The organism is Caenimonas sedimenti (assembly GCF_007833165.1).
GTDB lineage: Bacteria > Pseudomonadota > Gammaproteobacteria > Burkholderiales > Burkholderiaceae_C > Ramlibacter > Ramlibacter sedimenti.
The window spans coordinates 105207-125734 of record NZ_VOBQ01000020.1 but is presented as its reverse complement, the minus strand read 5'-3'; the positions used below and the strand labels follow the sequence as shown (position 1 = coordinate 125734).

Sequence of the window (20528 nt, the reverse complement as noted above, 5' to 3'; positions counted from 1 at the left end):
AGCCTGCCCATGGAAGAAGTGATGGCCATCTGGGCCGAGTGGCTGAAGCCTTCGGCCGGCCTGCCCACCGTGCAGTGGTCGCTGCTGCTCGCGGCGGCGGCCGCGGCAGGCCATCTGCTGCAGCGCTACACGGGTCTGCCGAAGGTGGTGGGCTACTCGATCGTCGGCACGCTGGCCGGCCTGGCGGGCTTCTCCGGTGCGGTCTGGCCGCTGCAAGGCGTCGCCCTGTTCCTGCTGGAGTTGGGCGTCGCCATGGTCCTGTTCGAATCCGGCGGCCGGATCCCGCTGCGCTGGTTCCGCCACAACCCGATGGTGCTGCTGCAAAGCCTGCTGGAGTCGGCGCTCACGGCAGTCGCCGTCTACTATGTGCTGCGCTGGCTCGACGTCCGGACCAGCGTGGCGGAGGCGGTCGCGTTGATCGCCATGGCCGCCTCCCCAGCGGTGCTGAGCCGCGTGATCATGGACACCGGCGCCGCCGGCCCCGTGACGGAGCGGGCGATGGCGTTGTCGACGCTGAGCACGTTCTACGCGCTGACGCTGGTGAGCGCGCGCGCGGGGACCATGAACCGGCCCGACCAGGACCCGATCGCCACCTTGTACCCGGTGGCCGTCGTGCTCGGCATCTCCGTCGTCGTGGGGGCCGTGCTGGCGCTGGCGTTGCGCTCCGCGTTGCGGTTCATGAGCCCGACCAGCGAGAACACGTCCATCCTCCTCATCTGCCTGATCGCCGCCGGAACGGCGCTGGCCGCGCACTTCGGCGGCTCGGCGCCGCTTGCGGCCCTGCTGGGCGGGCTGCTGCTGAAACAGCTGCACCCGCGCCCCTGGGCCTGGCCGCGGCAGCTGGGCACGGCCTCGTCGCTGCTGACCATGCTGATGTTCGTGCTGGTTTCGGTGGTGGCGGCCAAGGCGGACTGGAATCCCGCGGTGGCGGGCATCGTGGTGGCGCTCGTGCTGGCGCGCGCCGCCGCCAAGGTCGGCGGGGTGGCACTGGCCAATTGGGGCAGCGGCACCAGCTGGCAGCAGGCGCTCTGGACGGGCGCCGCGATGTCGCCGATGTCCTCGGTGGCGCTGCTCCTGGTCTCGCAGTTCGTCGCGTCGTCGCTGACGCTGGGCCCGCGCATTGCCAGCATCGCCTTGCCGGCCATCCTGCTGATGGAGATCCTGGGCGCCATCATCGCCACGTTCGCCATCTACCGCGCTGGTGAAAGCAGCAGGCCCTGGCAGCCGCAGGCGGCCGCGGTGCCGCTGGGGGAGGCGCGTGGATAAGCGCGTCGAACCGGTGCCCTCCGTGCCCGCGGCCGCCCCGGAGGAGCCGCCGCAACTGGAGACGTTCCAGCATTCGGCCGCCCTGTCGCTGGGCGTCGAGCTGGAACTGCAACTGGTCAACACGCACGACTATGACCTGGCCCCGTACTCCGACGAGATGCTGCGGCTGATGGCGAAGATCCCCTTGCCGGGTGCGGTGGTGCCGGAGATGACCTCCAGCATGATCGAAATCTCGACCGGCGTGTGTCATTCGTCGAACGAGGTGCTGGGGCAGCTCACGCTGATCCGCGATGCGCTGGTGCGCTGCGCCGACAAGCTCAACATCGCCTGCGTGGGCGGCGGCACGCACCCGTTCCAGCAATGGCACGAGCAGCGCATCTACGACCGGCCGCGCTTTCGCCAGTTGTCGGAGCTGTACGGCTACCTCTCCAAGCAGTTCACCATCTTCGGGCAACACGTCCACATCGGCTGTCCCGATGCCGATGCGGCGCTGCTGATGCTGCACCGGATGTCGCGCTACATCCCGCATTTCATCGCGCTGTCCGCGAGCTCGCCTTATGTACAGGGCCACGACACGCAGTTCGATTCGGCCCGGCTCAACTCGGTCTTCGCCTTCCCGATGTCGGGGCGGGCACCCTTCACCCTCAGCTGGGACGAGTTCGGCCAGTTCTTCGCCAAGACCACCCGCACCGGCGTCGTCAAGAGCATGAAGGACTTCTACTGGGACATCCGGCCCAAGCCGGAATACGGCACCATCGAGATCCGCGTGTTCGACACGCCCCTGACGGTGGAGCGCGCCGCGGCCCTGTCGGGTTTCGTGCAGGCCCTGGCGGCCTGGTTCCTGCATGAGCAGCCCTTCGTGCCGCAGGAAGACGATTACATGGTCTACACCTACAACCGCTTCCAGGCCTGCCGGTTCGGGCTGGAAGCCGTGTACGTCGAGCCGGCCACCGGCGAACACATGCCGCTGCGCGAGCACATCGCCGCCACGCTCAAGCGGATCGAGCCGCACGCGCGCGACATGGGAGCGGCCGCGGCCATCGACATGCTGCGGATGTCGGCCGAGCTCGCCGTGAATGACGCGCGCTGGCTGCGCGAGACGCAAGGCCGCGAACGGCTGCTGGCCGAGATGGTCCGCCAGGGGGCGCAACGCTTTCGCGGGCGCTGAGCGGCACCATGGGTGAGTTCGAACTGATCCGCCGCTTCTTCGACCGTCCCGTGCGGCGCAGCCCGCTGGGGGTGGGCGATGACTGCGCGCTGCTGGCGCCGCAGCCCGGCATGCAACTGGCCGTCTCGAGCGACATGCTCGTGGAGGGCCGCCACTTCCTCTCGACGGTCGATCCGCGTCGCCTGGGCCACAAGGCACTCGCCGTCAACCTGAGCGACCTGGCGGCCTGCGGCGCGCGGCCGCTCGCCTTTTCGCTGTCGCTCGCGTTGCCGCACGCGGATCCCCATTGGCTCGCTCCCTTCGCCGAGGGCCTGTTCGCATTGGCCGAGGCGCACGACTGCGAGCTGGTGGGCGGCGACACCACGCGCGGGCCGCTGTGCATCGCGATCACGGTGTACGGCGAAGTGCCCGCTGGCCAGGCCTTGCTGCGGTCCGGCGCACGGGCGGGGGACGACCTGTGGGTGAGCGGCACGCTGGGCGATGCGCGGCTGGCGCTGGAGATCTTCCGGGGGCGGGCGCAGGCGACGGCCGAGGTGTTCGTGGCCGCGCGGGCCCGCATGGAACAGCCCGAACCCCGGGTCTCGCTCGGACAAGCGCTGCGCGGGGTCGCCACGTCGGCCATCGATGTCAGCGACGGCTTGCTGGGTGACCTGGCGCATGTCCTGGACCGGTCAGGCGTGGGGGCTTCCGTGGACGCTCCCAGCGCGGCCGGGTTGCTGGCCGCCGCACGCGCGGGCTACACCGCGCCGGCGCCGCAGATTCTCGAACTGGTGCTGGCCGGCGGCGACGATTACGAACTTGCGTTCACCGCGCCGCCAGCGGCACGGCAGTCCGTGGAAGAGGCAGGGGCGCGGACCGGCACGCCGGTCACGCGCATTGGCCGCGTCGAAGCCGAACCGGGGTTGCGCGTGCTGGACGCGAACGGCGGCCTCGTGCCACGAAGCTTTGCAGGATTCGATCATTTCGCCTGAATCCATGGTGGCCATTGCGTGGCGCTTGGTGCTGGCCGCGGCGCTCCTGGGCGGTGCCGGCGCGCATGCGGGCCAGTTCCAGGGCGTCGTGAGTCATGTGACCGATGGCGACAGCCTGTGGGTGCGGCCGGCGGACGGCGCCGAGCCGGTGGAGATCCGGCTGCTGCACCTGGATGCACCCGAGGGTTGTCAGGCGTTCGGCGCCCAGGCCAGGGCGGCCCTGGCACGGCGCGTCTTGCACCAGAAGGCGATCGTGCGAACGAGGGGGCAGGACGACTATGGCCGGACCCTGGCCCGGATTCAGTTCCAGGGCGAGGACCTTGGCGCCTGGCTGGTGCGCGGCGGCTATGCGTGGTCGACCGGGAACCGCAAGAGCCCGGGTCCCTATGCGGCATTCGAGGCACAGGCACGTGACGCGCGCCAAGGTCTTTGGGCCGAACCCGGCGCGCAGCGGCCGCGCGACTTCCGCCGGACGCACGGCCGCTGCCAGCGCGGCTGAAGCTGGAGGCTGGCGTGTGCCGGGCCAGGCCCAACCGGCGGCATTCACGCCTCCATCTGGCGCGGAGCACGCGTGGGGGGTGTGCCGGCCAGGCCGCGCCAGCCACGTTGCAGGCGCAGCGCGATCGCGTCCAGGGAATCGTTGATGGCGGCGCGGCGGAGGTCATGGGCCCGCGCCCTCGCGCCTTCGACGATGCGCGCGTGCCGGTCGCTGGAGAGTTGAGAGATGTTGAACATGGCGGCTCCTTCTGGTGATGGCGGTACTTTAGGAACCGCGGCGATTCCGCGAAACCGCCTGCGCCGCAAATGCGTGTTGCACGGCTGGCAAAGCCGCTGGTTACCATGTCGCCATGCGGGACCTGCAATTCGACGACATGCACCTGTTCGCGCGCGTCGCCGAACTGGGCACGCTGTCGGCGGTGGCGCGCGAACGCGACGCACCAGTCAGCCAGGTCTCGCGCACGCTGGCCCGCATCGAAAAAGCCTGCGGCGCCCGGCTGATCCACCGTTCCACGCATGGCCTGTCGCTCACGGCCGAAGGCACCACTTTCCTCGCGTACTGCCGGCGGGTGGTCGGCACACTCGATGAGCTGGAAGGGGAGTTCGCCACCAGCGCCAAGGAGGCGACCGGCCTGGTCCGGGTGGCCGCCAGCACCGTGGTCGCGCACTACCAGCTGGTGCCCAGCCTGGCCGGGCTGGGCCAGCGGCATCCCGGATTGAAGGTCGAACTCGAGGTCGGCGACCGCCTGGCCGACATGGCGCGCGACGGCATCGACATCGCCATCCGCACCGTGGCCAACCTGCCGGACACGGTGGTGGCACGGCAGATCGGCACTTTGGGCCGCGCGATCTACGCCGCGCCGGCCTACATCGCCGCTGCCGGCATGCCGACGCACCCCGAGGACCTCCGGGCCCACCGCCTGATCACCAACACCGCGGTGCCCATGCTGAACCAGTGGCCCTTCGTGGTGCAAGGCGAGCGCACGGTGTTCGCCGCGGCCGGCCACTGGTCCACCAACGACACCAACATGGCCGCCACGATGGTGCTGGCCGGCCTCGGCATCGGACGCCTGGCGACGCTGGTGGGCGACGCCCTGGTGCGGCAAGGCCAGTTGGTGCCGGTGCTGGCGCCGTTCGTGGATCTCGGCCCGGTGCCTGTCTACGCCATCACGGCCGGCGCCCGCCACCGCCTGCCCAAGATCCGCGCCTGCATCGAGTACTGGGCCGAGTGGTTCATCGATGCGGAACGCGCGCGGGCGCTCGCCGCATGACCCTCGCCGCGCCATTGCTGGCACCCGCCCGTCCCACGCTGCGCTTCATGTTGTCGCATCCGGCGCACATGCTGGCGCTGGGTTTCGGTTCCGGCTTGTCGCCTGTGGCGCCGGGAACCTTCGGCACGCTCTGGGCCTGGGCTGCGTACTTCGCGCTGCAAGCCTGGCTGGACACAGCCGCCATCGGCTGGGTGATCGTGGGTGCGACGGCCGTCGGCTGGTGGGCCTGCACGGTCACGGCGCAGCACCTGCGGGTGCTGGACCCCGGCCACATCGTGTGGGACGAAGTGGTGGCGTTCTGGCTGGTGCTGTGGCTTGTGATGCCGGCCGGCTGGTCTGGCCAGCTGGCGGCCTTCCTGCTGTTCCGCTTCTTCGATGCGGTGAAGCCGGGGCCGGTGGCCTGGGCCGACAGCCTGTTCCACGGATTCGGCTGGCGCGGCGGCCTGGGCATCCTGCTGGATGACCTGGTGGCCGCCTTCTGCACCTTGCTGGTGATCGCTTTCTGGGCGCGCCTGTGGTGAACGGAACTGACGATCTCTGCCGCACTCTTGCGCAGGCTCTGCTCATGCGGGGCTGGCAGCTGGCGACGGCGGAAAGCTGCACCGGCGGGATGATCGCCGCCGCCTGCACCTCCCTCGCGGGCTCCAGCGAATGGTTCGAGCGCGGGTTCGTCACCTATTCGAACGAGGCCAAGACCGATTCGCTGGGCGTCGACGCGCAGCTGATCGCTCAGCACGGCGCAGTGAGCGAAGTGGTGGCGCGCGCCATGGCGTTCGGCGCCGTGCGCCATTCCCTCGCGCAGGTGGCCGTCGCGGTCACCGGCGTCGCGGGGCCGAGCGGCGGCAGCCCGCAGAAACCGGTGGGCACCGTGTGGTTCGGGTTCCAGGTGGATGGCCGCCTCGTCAGCGAGACGCTTCTGTTTCCAGGCGACCGGGCCGCCGTGCGCGAAGCCACAGTGCTGCATGCATTGCGGCGGCTGATCGAACTGCTGGCTGAAGAAGGCTCCTAGGCCGCCATCAGGTGCGCATCGAGGCCGCGGCGCGGTGACGGGCCGATGGCCGGCCCATAGCCGAGACGCGCCCACATCTGCACGGTGTGTCCTGGCGCGGCCAGCATGGAATGGATTCGCGCATAGGGCGCCGCCTGCTCCGGATATTCCTGCAGCGCCTGCGACAAGGGCTGCATGGCCAGGCCGTGCGCGGTCGCCGCGAGCTGGGCCCGCACGTAGGCGCGGCCGGCGTTCACCTGCGTGCGCCGGTCGTTCGCCGCGGTCGTCATCCAGAAGAAGGCCGGCGTCGCGGCCAGCTTGCCCTGGAACTGCTCGACCTGGCTGGTGGTCGCGTAGTCCTTGGGCCCCGGCGCCTGGCTGCGGTCCAACAGGCCGACCGCCGCCATCGCGCGCAGCATCGGCGAGTTGATCGACAGGCCGTCGCGATGCCGCGCGATCTCCACGGGGCCGACCCGCAGCACGCGGTAGGACTCCATGATCGTGCGAGGCGTCTCCAGTTCGATGCGCCAGGCCTGGGCGGCGATCGTCCGGTGCGTGGCCAGCAGATCGGGCCGGCTGCCGCCCGCGAAGCCCACCTTCGCGGCTTGCGGCGGCACGCTTTGCGCGATGGCGCGCAGTGCGTCAGCGGCGGGTTCGCGCGGCGTGTAGGCCTCGCGGTTGGTATGGCGATGCCGGATCTGCGCGAACAGCGGGTCGGGCGCGTCGGTGTCCGGCACCAGGCGGATGCGCGCGACCGGGCGGGCATCGAGCACCTTCGGGCCGAACTCCCCCTCGGGGAACAGGTTGACTTCGGCGCGGTGGCCGCGTTGCCGCGCCGCCAGGTCGAGCAGTTCGATGAAGGTTCCGTGGCTCATCATGATCTGGCGCGAGAACGGGTCGGTTTCCGGCAGCAGCCGCCCCAGGTCGCAATGCAGCAGGATCTCGCCGGGCTGGCGCAGGTCGACCAGCCAGGACTGCAGGTTGTGCGAATGCGGCGCGAGCACGGCGTGGCGGAGCGCCCAGCGGCGCAGGTCGGGCTCGGCGTCGCCCGGCCCTTGCCAGGCCTGCACGGCGGATGGGGGCAGGGTGCTCGAGCACCCTGTGGCGGTGGCCGCCAGGATGGCGCTCCCACCCACGACACGAACGAAACGGCGACGGTCCATGGTGAATCTCCGGTGAAGGTTCAATGCGATGCGATGGAGCCGATTGTGGAAAGCGCGCGCCTATTCGACAATCACCCAACCGTCCATAGGAGCTATGCATTCATGAATAGGGCCTTCGACTGGAACCTGGTGCGTTCCTTCCTCGCTGCGCTGGACCATGGCAGTCTGCTCGGCGCCGCCCGCGCTCTGGGTGCGAGCCAGCCCACGCTGGGCCGGCATATTGCGGAACTCGAGACGCAACTGGGCACGGTGCTGTTCGAGCGCACGGGCCGCGGCCTCCGGCCCACGGCCATGGCCGAGCAGCTGGCGGTGTCGGCCCGGGCCATGGAAAGCGGCGCCGACCAGTTGGCGCGCAGCATTTCCGGCGCCGACGCCGAGGAAGCCGGGTCGGTGCGGCTGAGCGCGAGCCAGACGGTGGCCTGCTACGTATTGCCGCCGCTGCTGGCGCAAATGCGGCTCGCGCTGCCCGGCATCCAGGTGGAGCTGATCGCGAGCAATGCCGTCAGCAACCTGCTGCGGCGCGAGGCCGACATCGCGCTGCGCATGGTGCAGCCGGACCAGGGGAGCCTGGTCGCGCGCCGCATCGGCCGCATCACGCTGGGGGCCTACGCGCATCGCGACTACCTGCAGCGCCGTGGCACGCCGAGGCAACTGGCGGACCTGCTCAACCACGACGTCATCGCCGGCGACCGTGACGAAGCCGTGCTGCGCGCCTACCGCGAGTTCGGCTTCGACGTGGACAAGACGGCCTTCGCCCTGCGCACCGACGATCTCATCGCCTACTGGCAGGCGGTGCGGGCCGGCCTGGGCATCGGCTTCGTCGGTGACACCCTGGCCGCGTCCGATCCTCAAGTGGTGCCGGTCCTGCCGACGCTGAAAATTCCGCCGCTGCCCATCTGGCTGACCGTGCATCGGGAAATCCGCAGCAACCGCCGCATCCGGGCGGTGTACGATTTCCTGGCGCGGGCCGTTCCCAAGGCGCTGTGAGGGACACCAGATGCAGACCCAGAACCGGCAGACCATCGAGAACCTCTATGGCGCGTTCGCGCGCCTCGACGCGGACGGCATGGCGCCTTGCTACGCGGACGACGCGCAGTTCGACGACGAAGTGTTCTCGCTGCGCGGCAAGCGCGAAGTGATGGGCATGTGGCGCATGCTGTGCGACGGCGTGCGCACCAAGGGGCGCGATGACTGGAAACTGGAGTTCCGCGACGTGGCGGCCGAAGGCGCCAGCGGCCAGGCGCACTGGGATGCGTATTACCGCTTCACCGCGACCGGCCGCTTGGTGCACAACAGCATTGATGCGAAGTTCGACTTCGACGACCAGGGCAGGATCCGCCGGCACCGGGACCGCTTCGACTTCTGGCTCTGGTCGCGCCAGGCGCTGGGCGCGCCGGGTGCCGTGCTGGGCTGGACGCCTTTCCTGCGCAACAAGGTGCGGGGCCAGGCGAATGCCAACTTGCAGCGCTTCCTGGCGAAGACTCCCGGATGAGCTGGTTCGAGGGTTTCGAGCGGGCCAGGTTCTCCCTGCCGGGGGGCAGCGTGACGGCGCGCATCGGCGGCCATCGCAGCAAGCCCGCGCTGTTGCTCCTGCATGGCTTTCCGCAGACGCACACGATGTGGCACCGCGTGGCGCAACAACTGCAAGAGTCGTACTTCGTCGTGCTGCCCGACCTGCGGGGGTATGGGGACTCGCACAAACCTCCCGGCGGCGCCGACCATGCCGCCTACAGCAAGCGCGCCATGGCGCAGGACATGGCCGACCTCATGACGGTGTTGGGGCAGCCACAGTTCTTCCTTTGCGGGCATGACCGCGGGGGGCGCGTGGCGCACCGCCTCGCGGTGGATCAGCCCAACCGCATCCGCAAACTGGCCCTGATCGACATCGCGCCCACCTTCGACATGTACCACGGCAACTGGGGGCGCGATCCCGCGCCGGGCGTCGACCCGCATTTCCAGTTCGCCAAGTCCTACTACCACTGGTTCCACCTGATCCAGCCGGCGCCCTTGCCCGAAAGGATGATCGGCGCCGACGCGCGCTCCTACCTGCACGCCAAGCTGGGAGGCTGGGGAGCGGCCGGGCTCCAGAACTACGAGCCGGAGGCGCTGGCCGAGTACGAGCGATGCTTCTGCCGCGCGGAATCGATCCATGCGGCCTGCGAGGACTACCGGGCGAGCGCCGGCATCGACCTGGAGCACGATGCGGAAAGCCGCGACAAGGGCCACAAGATCTGCTGCGAAACGCTGGTGCTGTGGGGCGAGCGCGGCGTGGTGGCCAGGCTGTTCGATCCGCTGGCGCTCTGGCAGGCCCAATGCGCCAGGGCGGTCACGGGCAGCACGCTGCCCGCGGGCCACTTCATTCCCGAGGAACTGCCCGGGCCGACGGCCGACGCCTTGCGCGCGTTCTTCCGCTGACCAGGTGCGGCAGCAGCATCGATCGGCGCACGCTGTCGGCGGCGCAGGCGGCGGTGGATTTCATGTCGTGGCCGAGGCCGGCCAGCGTGGTGTCGATGTCCTCGATGTGGTCGGCCCACTTGCCGGTCTGCATCTGGTCCATGGCCAGCAGCATGCGCAGGGCCAGCAGGTTGCGCACCAGCCGGCTCTTGTCGTCGAAGGCGGAATTCACGGTCTGCTCGGGTCGTTGTTCGTGACCCGCAGATTCCCATGATGCGCGGGCCCGGACTGTAGTCGCCGGGCGGCGCTTCCGGTGGCGCCGCCCCTACTGTGAAGTAGTACGGAATCCCGTCAGGCCCGAGGCCGCCGTCACCTCCAGGCGTCCCAGCCGTTTGGCCATCCGCAAGACATCGGCATCCTTGCTCAGCAGCACGCACCGCTCGGCCACCGCCAGGTCGATGAATTTCTGGTCATCCGCATCGCCGCAGGTCAGGGGTGCCCGGCCGGGCGGCGGGACGACGCGGGCAAGACGATCGAAATCGGCGAGCACGGCGAGTGCATCCCCGCGCGCCAGCCCCACGCGTGGCGCCAGCTTGGGGTACGCGAGGACGCGCGCCAGTTCCTCCCGCATGGTCGCGGTCGCCAGCCATTCGAAGCTCCCGTCGGCCAGACCCGCTGCAACCGGGGCCATCGCCGGATCGCGGAACACCAGCAAGTCCAGCACGATATTGGTGTCAAGCACCAGCCGCATCGCGCGCCCGGGCGGAGCCCGCCACCATGTCGAAGCGGAACAGCCGGCATTCGATCGGGCCGTTCCACATCGGGACGCGGCGCGATTCCTTCAGCCGCATCCGCGTCGGCAGCTTCAGGTCGGGCGAAAGCACCCAGGCGTTCCAGCCCGCGTAGTGGCGCTTCCAGTGCGCGGCCAGCTGCGTGAAGAAGTCGCCGCCCTGGTCCATCTGCGCCTGCTCTCGCCCGCCCCGGCCCGGGCCCGCGATGCCGCCGGCCTCGATGCGTTCGCCATAGGGCGGATTCAGCAGCATCATGCCGGGTGTGTCGGAGGGCGGCATGCGCTGCAGCGCGTCGCCGCCGCGGAACTGCACGGCCTGCGCCACGCCGGCCCGCTCCGCGTTGCGCTGGGCGAAGTCGACCATGCGGTGCGCGACGTCGCTGCCGAAGATCGGTGCGGCGGGCGCCCGCCGCGCGGCCTCCGCTTCGCGCACGATGGCGCCCCAGTCGGCCGGCCGATGCGGCGCCAGTCTCTCGAAACCGAAGCGGCGCAATGACCCTGGCGCGATGTTGCAGGCGATCTGCGCGGCTTCGATGGCAATGGTGCCGCTGCCGCAACAGGGGTCGTAGAGCGGCGTGGCGGCGTCCCAGCCGCTGGCCGCGAGCATGGCCGCCGCCAGGGTTTCCTTCAGCGGCGCCTCGCCCTTGTCCTCGCGCCAGCCGCGCTTGAACAGCGGCTCGCCCGACGTGTCGATGTACAGCGTCGCCAGTTCCTCGGCCAGGTGCGCGAAGATGCGCACGTCGGCCCTCTGCGTGTCGACGTCGGGCCGCGCACCACCGCGTTCGCGGAAGCGGTCGGCCACCGCGTCCTTGATCTTGAGGGCCGCGAAATTCAGGCTCTTGAGCGGGCTCTGGTGCGCCGTCAGCTCGATCTTGAAGCTCTGCCGGGTGTTGAACCAGTCTTCCCAGGCGACGCCGTGCGCCGCCGCATACAGATCGTCCTCGGCGCGGTAGGGCCCGTGGAACACCTGCAGGAGCACCCGCTGCGCGAGCCGGCTGTGCAGGTTGAGCCGCATGATCGTGTCACCGCTGCCTTGCAGCGCGATCCCGCCGCGCACGGCCTGTGGTCCCACGGCAGCGGGGCCGGCGACACGCGTCACTTCGTCCAGCAGGTACGGCTCCACACCGCTGGCGCAGGGCAGGAAGAGGGACAGGGTGCTCACAAAGCCTTCCGCAGGTTGGCCGGCGCGATCCGCAGCGCTTCGCGGTACTTGGCCACGGTGCGGCGCGCGCATTCGATGCCCTGCTCTTTCAGCATCTCGCTGATCTGGCTGTCCGACAGCGGCTTCTTGGTGCTCTCCGCCGCCACCAGCTGCTTGATGAGCGCACGTACCGCCGTGCTGGAGGCATTGCCGCCGGTCTCCGTGCCGAGCGCGGAGCCGAAGAAGTACTTGAGCTCGAACGTGCCGAAGGGCGTGGACATGTACTTGGCCGTGGTGACGCGCGAGATGGTGGACTCGTGCAAGCCCAGTTCGTCGGCGATCTCACGCAGCACCAGCGGCCGCATGGCCAGCTCGCCATGCGAGAAGAAGTTCTTCTGGCGCTCGACGATCGCGGTGGAAACGCGCAGGATGGTGTCGAAGCGCTGCTGGATGTTCTTGATGAACCAGCGGGCCTCCTGCAGCCGCTGCTGCAGCGCCTGGTGGCCTTCGCCCTTGTGCGCCTTCAACGCGCCGGCGTAGACGTCGTGCACGCGCAGGCGCGGCACCACGTCGGGATTGAGCTGCACGCGGAAGCGTGCCTGCGCGGTGCGTCCGATCTTGGTCACCAGCACGTCGGGCACGATGATGTTGCGTTCGACGTCGATGAAGCGCCGGCCCGGCTTGGGTTCCAGCCGCGTGATCATGGCGATGGCCAGCTTCACCTGCGCCTCGCTGTCGCCGCACAGCGCCGCCAGCCGCTTGACGTCGCGCCGGGCCAGCAGGTCGATCGGCTGCCGGCACATGCGCATCGCCAGCGGGATCACGGCGTCATCGGGCGCCGCCTGCTGCAGCACGCGCAGCTGCAGCGTCAGGCACTCGGCCAGCGAACGCGCCCCCACCCCCGTGGGCTCCAGGCTTTGCAGCAGGTGCATCGCCATGGTGAACTTGTGCACCAGCTCTTCCTGCTGCTCGAGGTCATGCGGCGCCAGGCCCGCGGCCATCGCCTCCGGCGTCTCCTCGAGGTAGCCGTCGTCGTTGAGCGATTCGATCAGGAAGCGCAGCGCGGCCCGGTCTTCCTCCGACAGGCGCAGCGACAGGGCCTGCCGGTGCAGCCAGGATTGCAGCGATTCGTTGCCGCGGGCCAGGTCGGTCGCGTCCACCTCGCTGTCGTCGCCCAGGTTGTTCTTCTTCGCCGGCGCGTCGCCGCCCCATTCGCCGTCGTCGGCCACGGTTTCAGTGCTGCCGTCGCCGTCCCAGCTCGGCGCCGTGTCGTCGCCATAGTCCGGGGCATCCGCAGCGGGTTCGGAGGCCGCTTCCGTCTGGGTTGCCCTGGGTGGCTCGTGGCCGTTCAGTGGAGCTTCACCGCCGAAGTCGATGTCGGATTCCTCGCGGGGCGGCGGCGCATCGGATTGGGCGGGGCCGAATTCCTCGCCGACCGGGTCGTCCGCATGAATGTCGAGGAAGGGGTTGTCGTCCAGCATCTGCTGGATCTCCTGGCCGAGTTCCAGCGTCGAGAGCTGCAGGAGGCGGATCGACTGCTGCAGCTGGGGCGTCAGCGCCAGGTGCTGCGAGACCCGGAGGGACAGGCCCTGTTTCATGTTCGTCCAGCTCGCCGTCTCTTACATCCGGAAGTGCTCACCGAGGTAGACCCGGCGCACGTCGGCGTTGTTGACGATCTCGGAGGGCGTGCCCTGGGCCAGCACGCAGCCCTCGCTGATGATGTACGCGTGGTCGCAGATGCCCAGTGTCTCGCGCACGTTGTGGTCGGTGATCAGCACGCCGATGCCGCGCGATTTCAGGAAGCCGATGATGCGCTGGATCTCGATCACCGCGATCGGGTCGATGCCGGCGAACGGCTCGTCCAGCAGGATGAAGCGCGGCTGCGTCGCCAGCGCCCGCGCGATCTCCACCCGGCGGCGCTCGCCGCCCGACAGCGCCAGCGCCGGCGAGTCGCGCAGGTGCTCCACCCGCAGGTCCTGCAGCAGCGTGGTCAGGCGCTTCTCGATCTCGTCGTGCGTGAGCGGCGCCTCGTCGGGGCCACGCTGCAGCTCGAGCACGGCGCGCACGTTGTCCTCGACGTTCAGCTTGCGGAAGATCGACGCTTCCTGCGGCAGGTACGACAGCCCCAGCCGCGAGCGCCGGTGGATCGGCATGTGCTCCACCGAGCGGCCGTCGATCGAGATCTCGCCGCCGTCGGCACGCACCAGGCCGACGATCATGTAGAACGACGTGGTCTTGCCCGCGCCATTGGGGCCGAGCAGCCCGACCACTTCGCCCTTGGCGACCGCCAGGGAAACGTCCTGCACCACTTTGCGGCCCGCATAGGACTTCTTCAGGTGGCGCGCTTCCAGCCGGCTGGTTTCGGCAGCCGCCGGTGCTTCCGGACGGCCGGTTTCGGCGTCGCCCATCAGCGGGCCTCTCCGCCCAGGGTCGTGCTGGGGCGCAGGCGCGCCGGTGCGGGGGCCGGTGTGGCAGGGGCCGCTGCAGCCGGCGCCGACGCGCCAGGGCGCGGGGCCAGGGTCGCGCGGACCCGGCCACCCGGGGTCGCCGGGGTGGCGCCCGCGGGCCCGCCGTCCACCGTGAACACGTCGGTCGTGTTGTCGTACGTGATCAGGCTGCCCGTCATCTCGTCGTTCAGCGTGGTGCCGCGGAAGCGCCGCATCTCGGCGCGGCTGATGAACTTGACCTTGTCGGCCCGGCCGTCGTACTCGATGGTCTGCGCCTCGCCCTCGATGAACTCGTCGACGCCTTCCCGCTTCTGCCGGAAGAACGCCAGCTTGCCTGGCTCGGCCGTCACCACGCCATGCTGGAAGCCGTCGGGGTCCTGCTTGACCTCGACCTTCGCGCCACGGATGACGATCGTGCCCTTGGTCAGCACGACGCGGCCGGTGAAGACGCTGGTCTGCCGCAAATCGTCGTACCGCAGGGCGTCCGCCTCGATGTTCATGGGCTTGGCGCGATCCGCTTTTTCGGCGGCCGCGCCCGTCGTGGCCAGCGCGAGAGCCAGGGCGAGCCAGAGGGAGGCAGAAGGGTGTTTCATAGAGGCATGAATCTTGCTGGGCATTGTAGCCAGCAGAAAACGGAAAGGCCCGCGCGAGCGGGCCTTTTCTGCGGCAGGACGCGCAGGCGCCGTGCGCTTTTACTTGGCCTTGCGGGCCTCGCCGATCAGGTAGTCAGTGACCTGCAAGGCCTTTTCGATGGTGCCAGCCATCGTGCCGTCGGTGTAGTACCGGCCGGCGACGCCCATCGCGGGCACCCCTTCGACCTTGTAGGCGTCCTGCAGCTGCGTGGCGCGGCGCGCCTTGGTCTGCACGGAGAACGAGTTGTAGGTCTCGGCGAACTTGGCCTTGTCCAGCCCGTTCTTTTCGGCCCACGCGACGATCAGCTCTTCGCGGTTGAGGGCTTCCTTGGTCGAGCCGTGGATGGACGCGAACACCTTGTGGTGCAGGTCGTCGAGCTTGCCCATGGCCTCCAGGGTGTAGAACAGGCGCTGCTGCGGCACGAAGTCGTCGCGGAAGGCGACGGGCACCCGGCGCACCACGATGTCGGCGGGGGCGCTCTTGATCCAGCTGACCAGCTTGGGTTCGAAAGCGTTGCAATGCGGGCAGCTGTACCAGAAGAACTCGATCACCTCGATCTTGCCGGCCGGCGCATCGACCGGCACGCGCTTGTCGAGCGTGCGGAATTCCTTGCCTTCCTCGGGCTTGCGCTGCGCCAGCGCGAAGCCGGGCCAACCGAGCGCCGCGGCGCCCACCAAACAGGCCGCTCCGGCCGAAAACTCGCGTCGATTCATTTCCGTTTTTTCTCCTAGAACTGGCTCAGAGCCGGGGGGAAGGCGAAGGTTCCTGAAGGCTTCAGCGCTGGACGCGCACGAGGGCCGTTTCGAAGCCGCCGGCCTCGATCTTTTCCTTGCTGCGGTCGGCGTCTTCCCGTTTCTCGAACGGGCCCACGCGGACCCGGAACACCTGGCGTCCAGCCTGTTCGCGTTCGAGCACCTTGGCCTCGACGCCCATCAGGGACAGCTTGGCGCGCTGGGCTTCGGCATCTTCCGCCGTCCGGAAGGCGCCCGCCTGCACGAAATACAGGAAGGGATCCGCCGCGCTCCCCGTGCGGGCCGCCGCCAGGTCGCCCAGCGGGTCGGCCGGCGGGGGCCGCCCGACCACGGCGGGCGGCTCGAGCGTCTTGTCCTTGGACTTCTCGGCTTCCTTGTCCTTGGCGTCTTTCGCCTTGGCGGTCGAAGCCGCTGCCGCCGGCGCCGAGGCGGACGCCGCCGGAGCCGAAGCCGCCTTGGCCGGGTTCTTGCCGTACAGCGGGGCGTTCGGGTCCCAGTTCTGGTTCTTCTTGGTCTCGGCCGCGTCCTGTTCGGCGGTGCGGCTGGGTCCCTTGTTCAGGAAGGGCACCGGCACCTTGGTCACGTAGACGGCCACAGCCAGGGCGGCTGCCAGGCCGAGGACCACGCCGATGATGACGCCGACAATGACGGAGCCGCGTTGTTTGTGTTTCACGTTGGGTTCGTTCAACCTACATCTTGCGCGGGGCGCCGACGCCCAGCACCGCCAGGCCATTGTGCAATACCTGCGCGCAGGCCGCGACCAGGGCCAACCGCGCCGTCTTGAGCCGTTCGTCGTCCACCAGGATGCGCTCGCTGTCGTAGTAGCTGTGGTACGCCGCAGCCAGCTCGCGCAGGTAGAAGGTGACGTCGTGCGGCGCGAAATCGGCCGCGGCCATCGTCAGCATCTCCGGATAACGGGCTAGCTGCAACATCAGGTTCAACGCGGCGGGGCTCTCCAGCGCCGACAGGTCGGACCCCGACAAGGTCGCGGGGTCGCCCCCCCAGGTCGCCAGCACCGAGCAGATCCGGGCATGGGCGTACTGCACGTAGTAGACCGGGTTGTCGTTGTTCTGCGCCAGCGCCAGGTCGACGTCGAACACGTACTCGGTGTCCGGCTTGCGCGAGAGCAGGAAGAACCGGACCGCGTCCTTGCTCGTCCACTCGATCAAGTCGCGCAGCGTCACGTAGCTGCCCGCGCGCTTGGAGATCTTCACCTCCTCGCCGCCGCGCATCACCCGCACCATGGTGTGCAGCACGTAGTCCGGGTAACCCTGCGGGATGCCGACGCCGGCCGCCTGCAGGCCGGCGCGCACGCGCGCGATGGTGCCGTGGTGGTCGGTGCCCTGGATGTTCACCACCTTCCTGAAGCCGCGCTCCCACTTGGTGATGTGGTACGCGACGTCGGGCACGAAGTAGGTGTAGCTGCCATCGGACTTGCGCATCACGCGGTCCTTGTCGTCGCCGTAGTCGGTGGATCTGAGCCACAGCGCGCCGTCCTGCTCGTAGGTCTTGCCGGCCTCCTGCAGGCGCTTGACGGCGTTGTCCACCTTGCCGGTGGTGTAGAGGCTGGACTCGAGGAAGTAGTTGTCGAATTTCACCTCGAACGCTTTCAGGTCGAGGTCCTGTTCGTGGCGCAGGTAGGCCACGGCGAACTGGCGGATGCCGTCCAGGTCGTTCACGTCGCCCGAGGCGGTGAATTCCCGGTCGTCGGCCTTCACGGTCTGGCGGGCCAGGAAGTCGTTGGCGATGTCCTGGATGTACTCGCCGTTGTAGGCTGCTTCCGGCCAGCCCGGGTCGCCCGGCTTCACGCCCTGGGCGCGCAGTTGCGTGGACTTCGCCAGCGTCTCGATCTGCACGCCCGCGTCGTTGTAATAGAACTCGCGCGTGACGTCCCAGCCCTGCGTGGCGAACAGGTTGCAGATCGCGTCGCCCAGCGCGGCTTGGCGGCCGTGGCCCACGTGCAGCGGCCCGGTGGGGTTGGCCGAAACGAACTCCACCATCATGCGCTGGCCATTCGCCGGTCGGGTGCCGAAGCCGGCACCCGCGGCCAGCACTTCGCGCACCACGGCCTGCTTGGCCTCGGGCTTCAGGCGGATGTTGAGGAAGCCGGGGCCGGCGATTTCGACCGCGTCCACCCAGCGCCCGAACGTGGGCGTGGCGAGCAGTGCTTCGCGCAGGCTTTCGGCCACCTGCCGGGGATTGCGCTTCAGCGGCTTGGCCAGCTGCATGGCGGCGGTGCAGGCCAGGTCGCCGTGCGCGGCCGCCTTGGGCGACTCGAAAGCGGCCTTGTCGCCGGCACCCGGCGAAAGCCGGTCCAGCTCGGCCGCCAGCGTGGCGAGCAATTCTTGTTTGACCTGGAGCATGGGCCGATTTTAGGCGAGGGGTCCCCGGCGACCCGGCCGTGGGCTTGTGACTGTCCAGCTTGTGTGCTCGAATCAGCCTTTCTGTCCCCGCTGTAGGAGTACCGCATGAAGAAGTTGTTTTCCCTCTTGACCCTGGCCGTCGCCCTGTCGGCCGGCCCGGCTTTTGCCGCCAGCCACGCCGGTGCGCCCATGGCGGGAGGCACCTGCGACGCGCAGGCCGCTGACAAGAAGCTCGCGGGGGCGGCCAAGACCAGTTTCCTCAAGAAGTGCAACGCCGACAGCGGCGGCGGCAACGCGGCTTGCGAGAAGTCCGCCGCCGACAAGAAGCTGGCAGGCGCCGCCAAGACCAGCCACATCAAGAAGTGCATGGAAGACGGTGGTGGCATCGCCTCGGCCTGCGAAAAGTCGGCCGCCGACAAGAAGCTGGCCGGCGCGGCGAAGAACAGCCACATCAAGAAGTGCATGGAATCGGGCCCCATGGCGGGTGCTCCCGCTCCTGCCGCCACCGCGACGGCGGCCGCCCCCGCAGCCAAACCGGCGGCCTCCGCCAAGAAATAGGCGGGGTCAGGCCGCCCCGAATCCCCTGGCGAGGAACACCGCCGCCAGCGGGATCAACGGGATGAGGTGCGCCTGCACCATGACCAGCCGGCGCGTCGCACGCACTTCATCCGGGCCCGGCAGGGCACCGGTGGCGCGCAGCGTGCGCTTCCAGCGGATGAAGCGGATCGTCGGCAGGATCGACAGCAGGGCCACCGCCACGAACAGGCCGAATTTCACGTACAGCAGCCAGTTGCTCCCGTACCAGGCCCCGCCCTTGGCGCCCAGGAACACCCGGGCCAGCCCGGTGGCGAAGACCGCTCCCGCAGCGATACCGTAGATGAGGTCAACCCGCGCGAGCCGGTCGACCACGCTGGCGTTCATCCATTCGGGGCGGCACAACACGGCCTCGCTGGTGAGGAAGACCACCATGGTGAGGATGGCGAGGAGGTGCGCGTAGGCGAGCAGGGCTTCGGAGGTCATCGTGTCTCCGCCAGCCAGAAGTCCGGCCGGGCGTAATGGTGCTTGAGGAAATCGATCCAGAGCCGCACCCGCAGCGGCAGGTGCTTGCGCTGGGGAAACACGGCATAGATGCCATTCGGCGGGGCGGCGAATCCCGCCAGCACCTCGACCAGCCGGCCCGACGCGATCTCGGCGTGCACTTCCCAGGTGCTGCGCCAGGCGATGCCCCAGCCCTGCAGGCACCAGTCGTGCAGGACCTGGCCATCGGTGCAGTCCAGCGGCCCAGGGGGCTTGAAGTGCATCAATTCGGCGGATCCGTCCTCCTGCGGCACGCGAAACGCCCAGCCGCGGGTCTGCGACGCGTCGCTGGAGAGCGTCAGGCAATCGAGCTTGAGCAGGTCGTTCGGATGCTGGGGCGTGCCGTGGCGTTTCAGGTACGCCGGCGTGGCGACGCACATCCGGCGGTTGTCCGCGAGGCGCACGCTCACCAGAGAGGAATCGGGGAAGTCGCCGACCCGCACCGCGCAATCGAACCCTTCCCCCGCGAGGTCGACCACGCGGTCGCTCAGGTTGAGCGAAATGGTGACGTCGTTGTGCAGCTCGCGAAAGCGCGGCACCAGGGGGGCCACGTGGCGCCGGCCGAAGCCGGCGGGCGAGGTGATGCGCAGGTGGCCGCTGGCCTTGACGCCCCCCGCGCTGACGCTGGCCTCCGCGTTGGCCAGGTCGGCCAGCAGGCGCTGGCAATCCTCGAGGAAGGCGCTGCCTTCGTGCGTGAGCGCGATGCGGCGGGTGGTGCGCACCAGCAGCTTGACGCCCAGGCGCTCCTCCAGCGCGTCGAGCCGCCGGCCCATGATGGCGGGCGCCACGCCTTCGGCACGCGCGGCGGCTGTCAGGCTGCCCTTGGTGGCCACCGAGACGAAGGATTCGAGCTGCTTCAGTTTGTCCATCCGCGCGCCATTATCCTGACAGCGCGGCGCGGCTGCCCTGTTAGGGTGCGCGGATGCCCAACGTCACCCCCTTCACCCTCTACTCCGGCCCGCTCAGCATGTACGGCGCCAAGACCCAGATCGCCGCGCTGGAGAAGGGCGCGGCGTTCGAGCTGGTCATGGTGCCGTTCGACTTCGACCAGCTCTACAGCCCCAAGCACGACGAAGTCGTGCGCATCAACCCCAAGCGGCAGGTGCCGGTGCTGGTGCACGACGGGGTCGAGCTCTTCGACTCCACGCAGATCTTCGAATACCTCGAAGACCTGCTTCCGGAGCCGCCGCTCTGGCCGCGCGGACGAGCCGAGCGCGCACGGGCACGGCTGCTGGAGCTGAAGTCGGACGAGGTGTACTTCCCGCATGTGATCCAGCTGATGGGGCTGCAGCGCGAGTTGCAGGGTGAGAAGGCCCGGGCGGCGATCGCGGCGTGCACGGCCTACTACCGGCAGATGGAGGCGCAGTTGCGCGACCGCGAATGGCTGGCCGGCGAGTACAGCTATGCCGACATTGCCTTCTACATGGGCGCGCTGTTCGGCGAACGCCAGGGTGCGCCGCTGCTGGCGGAAACGCCTCGTTTGCTGGCCTGGCGCGAGCGGATGACGGCCCGCCCGGCCGTGCGGCAGGTGGCGGGGGCCATGGGCCGCTGGCTGGCGTCGGTGGGCCGGCCGGTGCCGGCCTTCCTGCGGCCGGCGCTCTGAGCG

25 protein-coding genes are annotated in these 20528 nt (G+C 69.3%); 12 read left to right on the top strand and 13 right to left on the bottom strand.

The features are described 5' to 3' along the window. Positions 1 to 9: 9 nt before the first annotated feature. The 4 genes from FN976_RS23790 to FN976_RS23775 are packed head-to-tail and all read left to right on the top strand — an operon-like array spanning position 10 to position 3904. Positions 10 to 1266, top strand: coding sequence for a cation:proton antiporter (locus FN976_RS23790; RefSeq protein ID WP_145895600.1), 1257 nt, complete (start codon positions 10 to 12; stop codon positions 1264 to 1266). Positions 1267 to 1321: 55 nt separating this feature from the next. Further along, positions 1322 to 2434 (top strand): YbdK family carboxylate-amine ligase, encoded by a 1113-nt coding sequence (locus tag FN976_RS23785; RefSeq protein ID WP_145895635.1) that lies wholly within the window; start codon positions 1322 to 1324, stop codon positions 2432 to 2434. 8 nt (positions 2435 to 2442) lie between these two features. Further along, positions 2443 to 3405 carry a thiamine-phosphate kinase gene (gene thiL, locus FN976_RS23780; protein WP_145895598.1) on the top strand — a complete coding sequence of 321 codons (963 nt, stop codon included), beginning with the start codon at positions 2443 to 2445 and terminating at the stop codon, positions 3403 to 3405. 4 nt (positions 3406 to 3409) lie between these two features. After that, complete coding sequence (locus FN976_RS23775; RefSeq protein ID WP_145895596.1) at positions 3410 to 3904, top strand: thermonuclease family protein; 495 nt, start codon at positions 3410 to 3412, stop codon at positions 3902 to 3904. A gap of 44 nt (positions 3905 to 3948) precedes the next feature. Here the strand turns inward: FN976_RS23775 and FN976_RS23770 are convergent, their stop codons facing one another. Further along, positions 3949 to 4140 carry a hypothetical protein gene (locus tag FN976_RS23770; protein ID WP_145895593.1) on the bottom strand — a complete coding sequence of 64 codons (192 nt, stop codon included), beginning with the start codon at positions 4138 to 4140 and terminating at the stop codon, positions 3949 to 3951. 113 nt (positions 4141 to 4253) lie between these two features. Between FN976_RS23770 and FN976_RS23765 the strand changes: the two genes are divergently transcribed. From FN976_RS23765 to FN976_RS23755, 3 genes are read left to right on the top strand one after another with little or no spacing between them, the layout of a single operon-like run. Next, complete coding sequence (locus FN976_RS23765; RefSeq protein ID WP_145895591.1) at positions 4254 to 5174, top strand: LysR family transcriptional regulator; 921 nt, start codon at positions 4254 to 4256, stop codon at positions 5172 to 5174. Then, positions 5171 to 5695: a phosphatidylglycerophosphatase A family protein gene (locus tag FN976_RS23760; protein WP_145895589.1), complete on the top strand. Its 525-nt coding sequence runs from the start codon at positions 5171 to 5173 to the stop codon at positions 5693 to 5695. The genes FN976_RS23765 and FN976_RS23760 overlap by 4 nt, the downstream gene beginning before the upstream one ends. Continuing rightward, positions 5692 to 6183: a CinA family protein gene (locus tag FN976_RS23755; protein ID WP_145895587.1), complete on the top strand. Its 492-nt coding sequence runs from the start codon at positions 5692 to 5694 to the stop codon at positions 6181 to 6183. The genes FN976_RS23760 and FN976_RS23755 overlap by 4 nt, the downstream gene beginning before the upstream one ends. Here FN976_RS23755 and FN976_RS23750 read toward each other — a convergent pair. Continuing rightward, positions 6180 to 7325 (bottom strand): Acg family FMN-binding oxidoreductase, encoded by a 1146-nt coding sequence (locus FN976_RS23750; protein ID WP_145895585.1) that lies wholly within the window; start codon positions 7323 to 7325, stop codon positions 6180 to 6182. The genes FN976_RS23755 and FN976_RS23750 overlap by 4 nt on opposite strands. A 102-nt stretch (positions 7326 to 7427) precedes the next feature. Here FN976_RS23750 and FN976_RS23745 point away from each other — a divergent pair, with 102 nt between their 5' ends. The 3 genes from FN976_RS23745 to FN976_RS23735 are packed head-to-tail and all read left to right on the top strand — an operon-like array spanning position 7428 to position 9740. After that, on the top strand, positions 7428 to 8312 hold the full coding sequence (locus FN976_RS23745; protein WP_145895583.1) for a LysR family transcriptional regulator: 885 nt from the start codon (positions 7428 to 7430) through the stop codon (positions 8310 to 8312). Positions 8313 to 8322: 10 nt separating this feature from the next. Next, positions 8323 to 8817, top strand: a complete 495-nt coding sequence (locus FN976_RS23740) for a nuclear transport factor 2 family protein (protein WP_145895581.1) — start codon at positions 8323 to 8325, stop codon at positions 8815 to 8817. Further along, a complete protein-coding gene (locus tag FN976_RS23735) occupies positions 8814 to 9740 on the top strand; it encodes an alpha/beta fold hydrolase (RefSeq protein WP_145895579.1) in 927 nt (308 codons plus the stop codon). Before FN976_RS23740 ends, FN976_RS23735 begins: the two co-directional genes overlap by 4 nt. Here FN976_RS23735 and FN976_RS23730 read toward each other — a convergent pair. The 9 genes from FN976_RS23730 to argS all read right to left on the bottom strand — a co-directional run bounded on the left by FN976_RS23730 (position 9682) and on the right by argS (position 17845). After that, positions 9682 to 9951, bottom strand: coding sequence for a hypothetical protein (locus tag FN976_RS23730; RefSeq protein WP_145895577.1), 270 nt, complete (start codon positions 9949 to 9951; stop codon positions 9682 to 9684). The two genes, FN976_RS23735 and FN976_RS23730, sit on opposite strands and share 59 nt — an antisense overlap. 93 nt (positions 9952 to 10044) lie before the next feature. Further along, positions 10045 to 10470 (bottom strand): putative toxin-antitoxin system toxin component, PIN family, encoded by a 426-nt coding sequence (locus tag FN976_RS23725; RefSeq protein ID WP_145895575.1) that lies wholly within the window; start codon positions 10468 to 10470, stop codon positions 10045 to 10047. Next, positions 10454 to 11671, bottom strand: coding sequence for a THUMP domain-containing class I SAM-dependent RNA methyltransferase (locus FN976_RS23720; protein WP_145895572.1), 1218 nt, complete (start codon positions 11669 to 11671; stop codon positions 10454 to 10456). Before FN976_RS23720 ends, FN976_RS23725 begins: the two co-directional genes overlap by 17 nt. Then, positions 11668 to 13248 (bottom strand): RNA polymerase factor sigma-54, encoded by a 1581-nt coding sequence (locus tag FN976_RS23715; protein ID WP_145895570.1) that lies wholly within the window; start codon positions 13246 to 13248, stop codon positions 11668 to 11670. The genes FN976_RS23720 and FN976_RS23715 overlap by 4 nt, the downstream gene beginning before the upstream one ends. Positions 13249 to 13269: 21 nt before the next feature. Beyond that, on the bottom strand, positions 13270 to 14058 hold the full coding sequence (gene lptB, locus FN976_RS23710; protein ID WP_145895568.1) for an LPS export ABC transporter ATP-binding protein: 789 nt from the start codon (positions 14056 to 14058) through the stop codon (positions 13270 to 13272). Beyond that, positions 14058 to 14690, bottom strand: a complete 633-nt coding sequence (gene lptA, locus FN976_RS23705; protein ID WP_145895566.1) for a lipopolysaccharide transport periplasmic protein LptA — start codon at positions 14688 to 14690, stop codon at positions 14058 to 14060. The genes lptB and lptA overlap by 1 nt, the downstream gene beginning before the upstream one ends. A 99-nt stretch (positions 14691 to 14789) precedes the next feature. Continuing rightward, positions 14790 to 15443: a thiol:disulfide interchange protein DsbA/DsbL gene (locus tag FN976_RS23700; protein WP_145895564.1), complete on the bottom strand. Its 654-nt coding sequence runs from the start codon at positions 15441 to 15443 to the stop codon at positions 14790 to 14792. A 61-nt stretch (positions 15444 to 15504) separates the two neighbouring features. Then, positions 15505 to 16155: an SPOR domain-containing protein gene (locus FN976_RS23695; RefSeq protein WP_145895562.1), complete on the bottom strand. Its 651-nt coding sequence runs from the start codon at positions 16153 to 16155 to the stop codon at positions 15505 to 15507. A 16-nt stretch (positions 16156 to 16171) separates the two neighbouring features. Continuing rightward, a complete protein-coding gene (gene argS, locus FN976_RS23690; RefSeq protein WP_145895560.1) occupies positions 16172 to 17845 on the bottom strand; it encodes an arginine--tRNA ligase in 1674 nt (557 codons plus the stop codon). Between the two features lie 105 nt (positions 17846 to 17950). On the opposite strand from argS, the gene FN976_RS29560 reads away from it, so the two are divergent. Continuing rightward, complete coding sequence (locus FN976_RS29560) at positions 17951 to 18403, top strand: hypothetical protein (RefSeq protein ID WP_255440770.1); 453 nt, start codon at positions 17951 to 17953, stop codon at positions 18401 to 18403. Between the two features lie 6 nt (positions 18404 to 18409). Here FN976_RS29560 and FN976_RS23680 read toward each other — a convergent pair whose 3' ends face one another. Both FN976_RS23680 and FN976_RS23675 read right to left on the bottom strand, forming a co-directional pair. Next, positions 18410 to 18865, bottom strand: coding sequence for a DUF2214 family protein (locus FN976_RS23680; protein ID WP_145895558.1), 456 nt, complete (start codon positions 18863 to 18865; stop codon positions 18410 to 18412). Next, positions 18862 to 19791 (bottom strand): LysR family transcriptional regulator, encoded by a 930-nt coding sequence (locus FN976_RS23675; RefSeq protein WP_145895556.1) that lies wholly within the window; start codon positions 19789 to 19791, stop codon positions 18862 to 18864. Before FN976_RS23675 ends, FN976_RS23680 begins: the two co-directional genes overlap by 4 nt. A gap of 53 nt (positions 19792 to 19844) precedes the next feature. On the opposite strand from FN976_RS23675, the gene FN976_RS23670 reads away from it, so the two are divergent. Next, positions 19845 to 20525, top strand: a complete 681-nt coding sequence (locus FN976_RS23670) for a glutathione S-transferase family protein (RefSeq protein WP_145895554.1) — start codon at positions 19845 to 19847, stop codon at positions 20523 to 20525. Positions 20526 to 20528: the final 3 nt, after the last annotated feature.

Coding starts and splice junctions, on each gene's coding strand:
- FN976_RS23790 (WP_145895600.1), top strand. CDS start 10: ATGGAAGAAGTGATGGCCATCTGGGCCGAGTGGCTGAAGCCTTCGGCC.
- thiL (WP_145895598.1), top strand. CDS start 2,443: ATGGGTGAGTTCGAACTGATCCGCCGCTTCTTCGACCGTCCCGTGCGG.
- FN976_RS23775 (WP_145895596.1), top strand. CDS start 3,410: ATGGTGGCCATTGCGTGGCGCTTGGTGCTGGCCGCGGCGCTCCTGGGC.
- FN976_RS23770 (WP_145895593.1), bottom strand. CDS start 4,140: ATGTTCAACATCTCTCAACTCTCCAGCGACCGGCACGCGCGCATCGTC.
- FN976_RS23765 (WP_145895591.1), top strand. CDS start 4,254: ATGCGGGACCTGCAATTCGACGACATGCACCTGTTCGCGCGCGTCGCC.
- FN976_RS23760 (WP_145895589.1), top strand. CDS start 5,171: ATGACCCTCGCCGCGCCATTGCTGGCACCCGCCCGTCCCACGCTGCGC.
- FN976_RS23750 (WP_145895585.1), bottom strand. CDS start 7,325: ATGGACCGTCGCCGTTTCGTTCGTGTCGTGGGTGGGAGCGCCATCCTG.
- FN976_RS23745 (WP_145895583.1), top strand. CDS start 7,428: ATGAATAGGGCCTTCGACTGGAACCTGGTGCGTTCCTTCCTCGCTGCG.
- FN976_RS23740 (WP_145895581.1), top strand. CDS start 8,323: ATGCAGACCCAGAACCGGCAGACCATCGAGAACCTCTATGGCGCGTTC.
- FN976_RS23735 (WP_145895579.1), top strand. CDS start 8,814: ATGAGCTGGTTCGAGGGTTTCGAGCGGGCCAGGTTCTCCCTGCCGGGG.
- FN976_RS23725 (WP_145895575.1), bottom strand. CDS start 10,470: ATGCGGCTGGTGCTTGACACCAATATCGTGCTGGACTTGCTGGTGTTC.
- FN976_RS23715 (WP_145895570.1), bottom strand. CDS start 13,248: ATGAAACAGGGCCTGTCCCTCCGGGTCTCGCAGCACCTGGCGCTGACG.
- lptB (WP_145895568.1), bottom strand. CDS start 14,058: ATGGGCGACGCCGAAACCGGCCGTCCGGAAGCACCGGCGGCTGCCGAA.
- lptA (WP_145895566.1), bottom strand. CDS start 14,690: ATGAAACACCCTTCTGCCTCCCTCTGGCTCGCCCTGGCTCTCGCGCTG.
- FN976_RS23700 (WP_145895564.1), bottom strand. CDS start 15,443: ATGAATCGACGCGAGTTTTCGGCCGGAGCGGCCTGTTTGGTGGGCGCC.
- argS (WP_145895560.1), bottom strand. CDS start 17,845: ATGCTCCAGGTCAAACAAGAATTGCTCGCCACGCTGGCGGCCGAGCTG.
- FN976_RS29560 (WP_255440770.1), top strand. CDS start 17,951: ATGAAGAAGTTGTTTTCCCTCTTGACCCTGGCCGTCGCCCTGTCGGCC.
- FN976_RS23680 (WP_145895558.1), bottom strand. CDS start 18,865: ATGACCTCCGAAGCCCTGCTCGCCTACGCGCACCTCCTCGCCATCCTC.
- FN976_RS23675 (WP_145895556.1), bottom strand. CDS start 19,791: ATGGACAAACTGAAGCAGCTCGAATCCTTCGTCTCGGTGGCCACCAAG.
- FN976_RS23670 (WP_145895554.1), top strand. CDS start 19,845: ATGCCCAACGTCACCCCCTTCACCCTCTACTCCGGCCCGCTCAGCATG.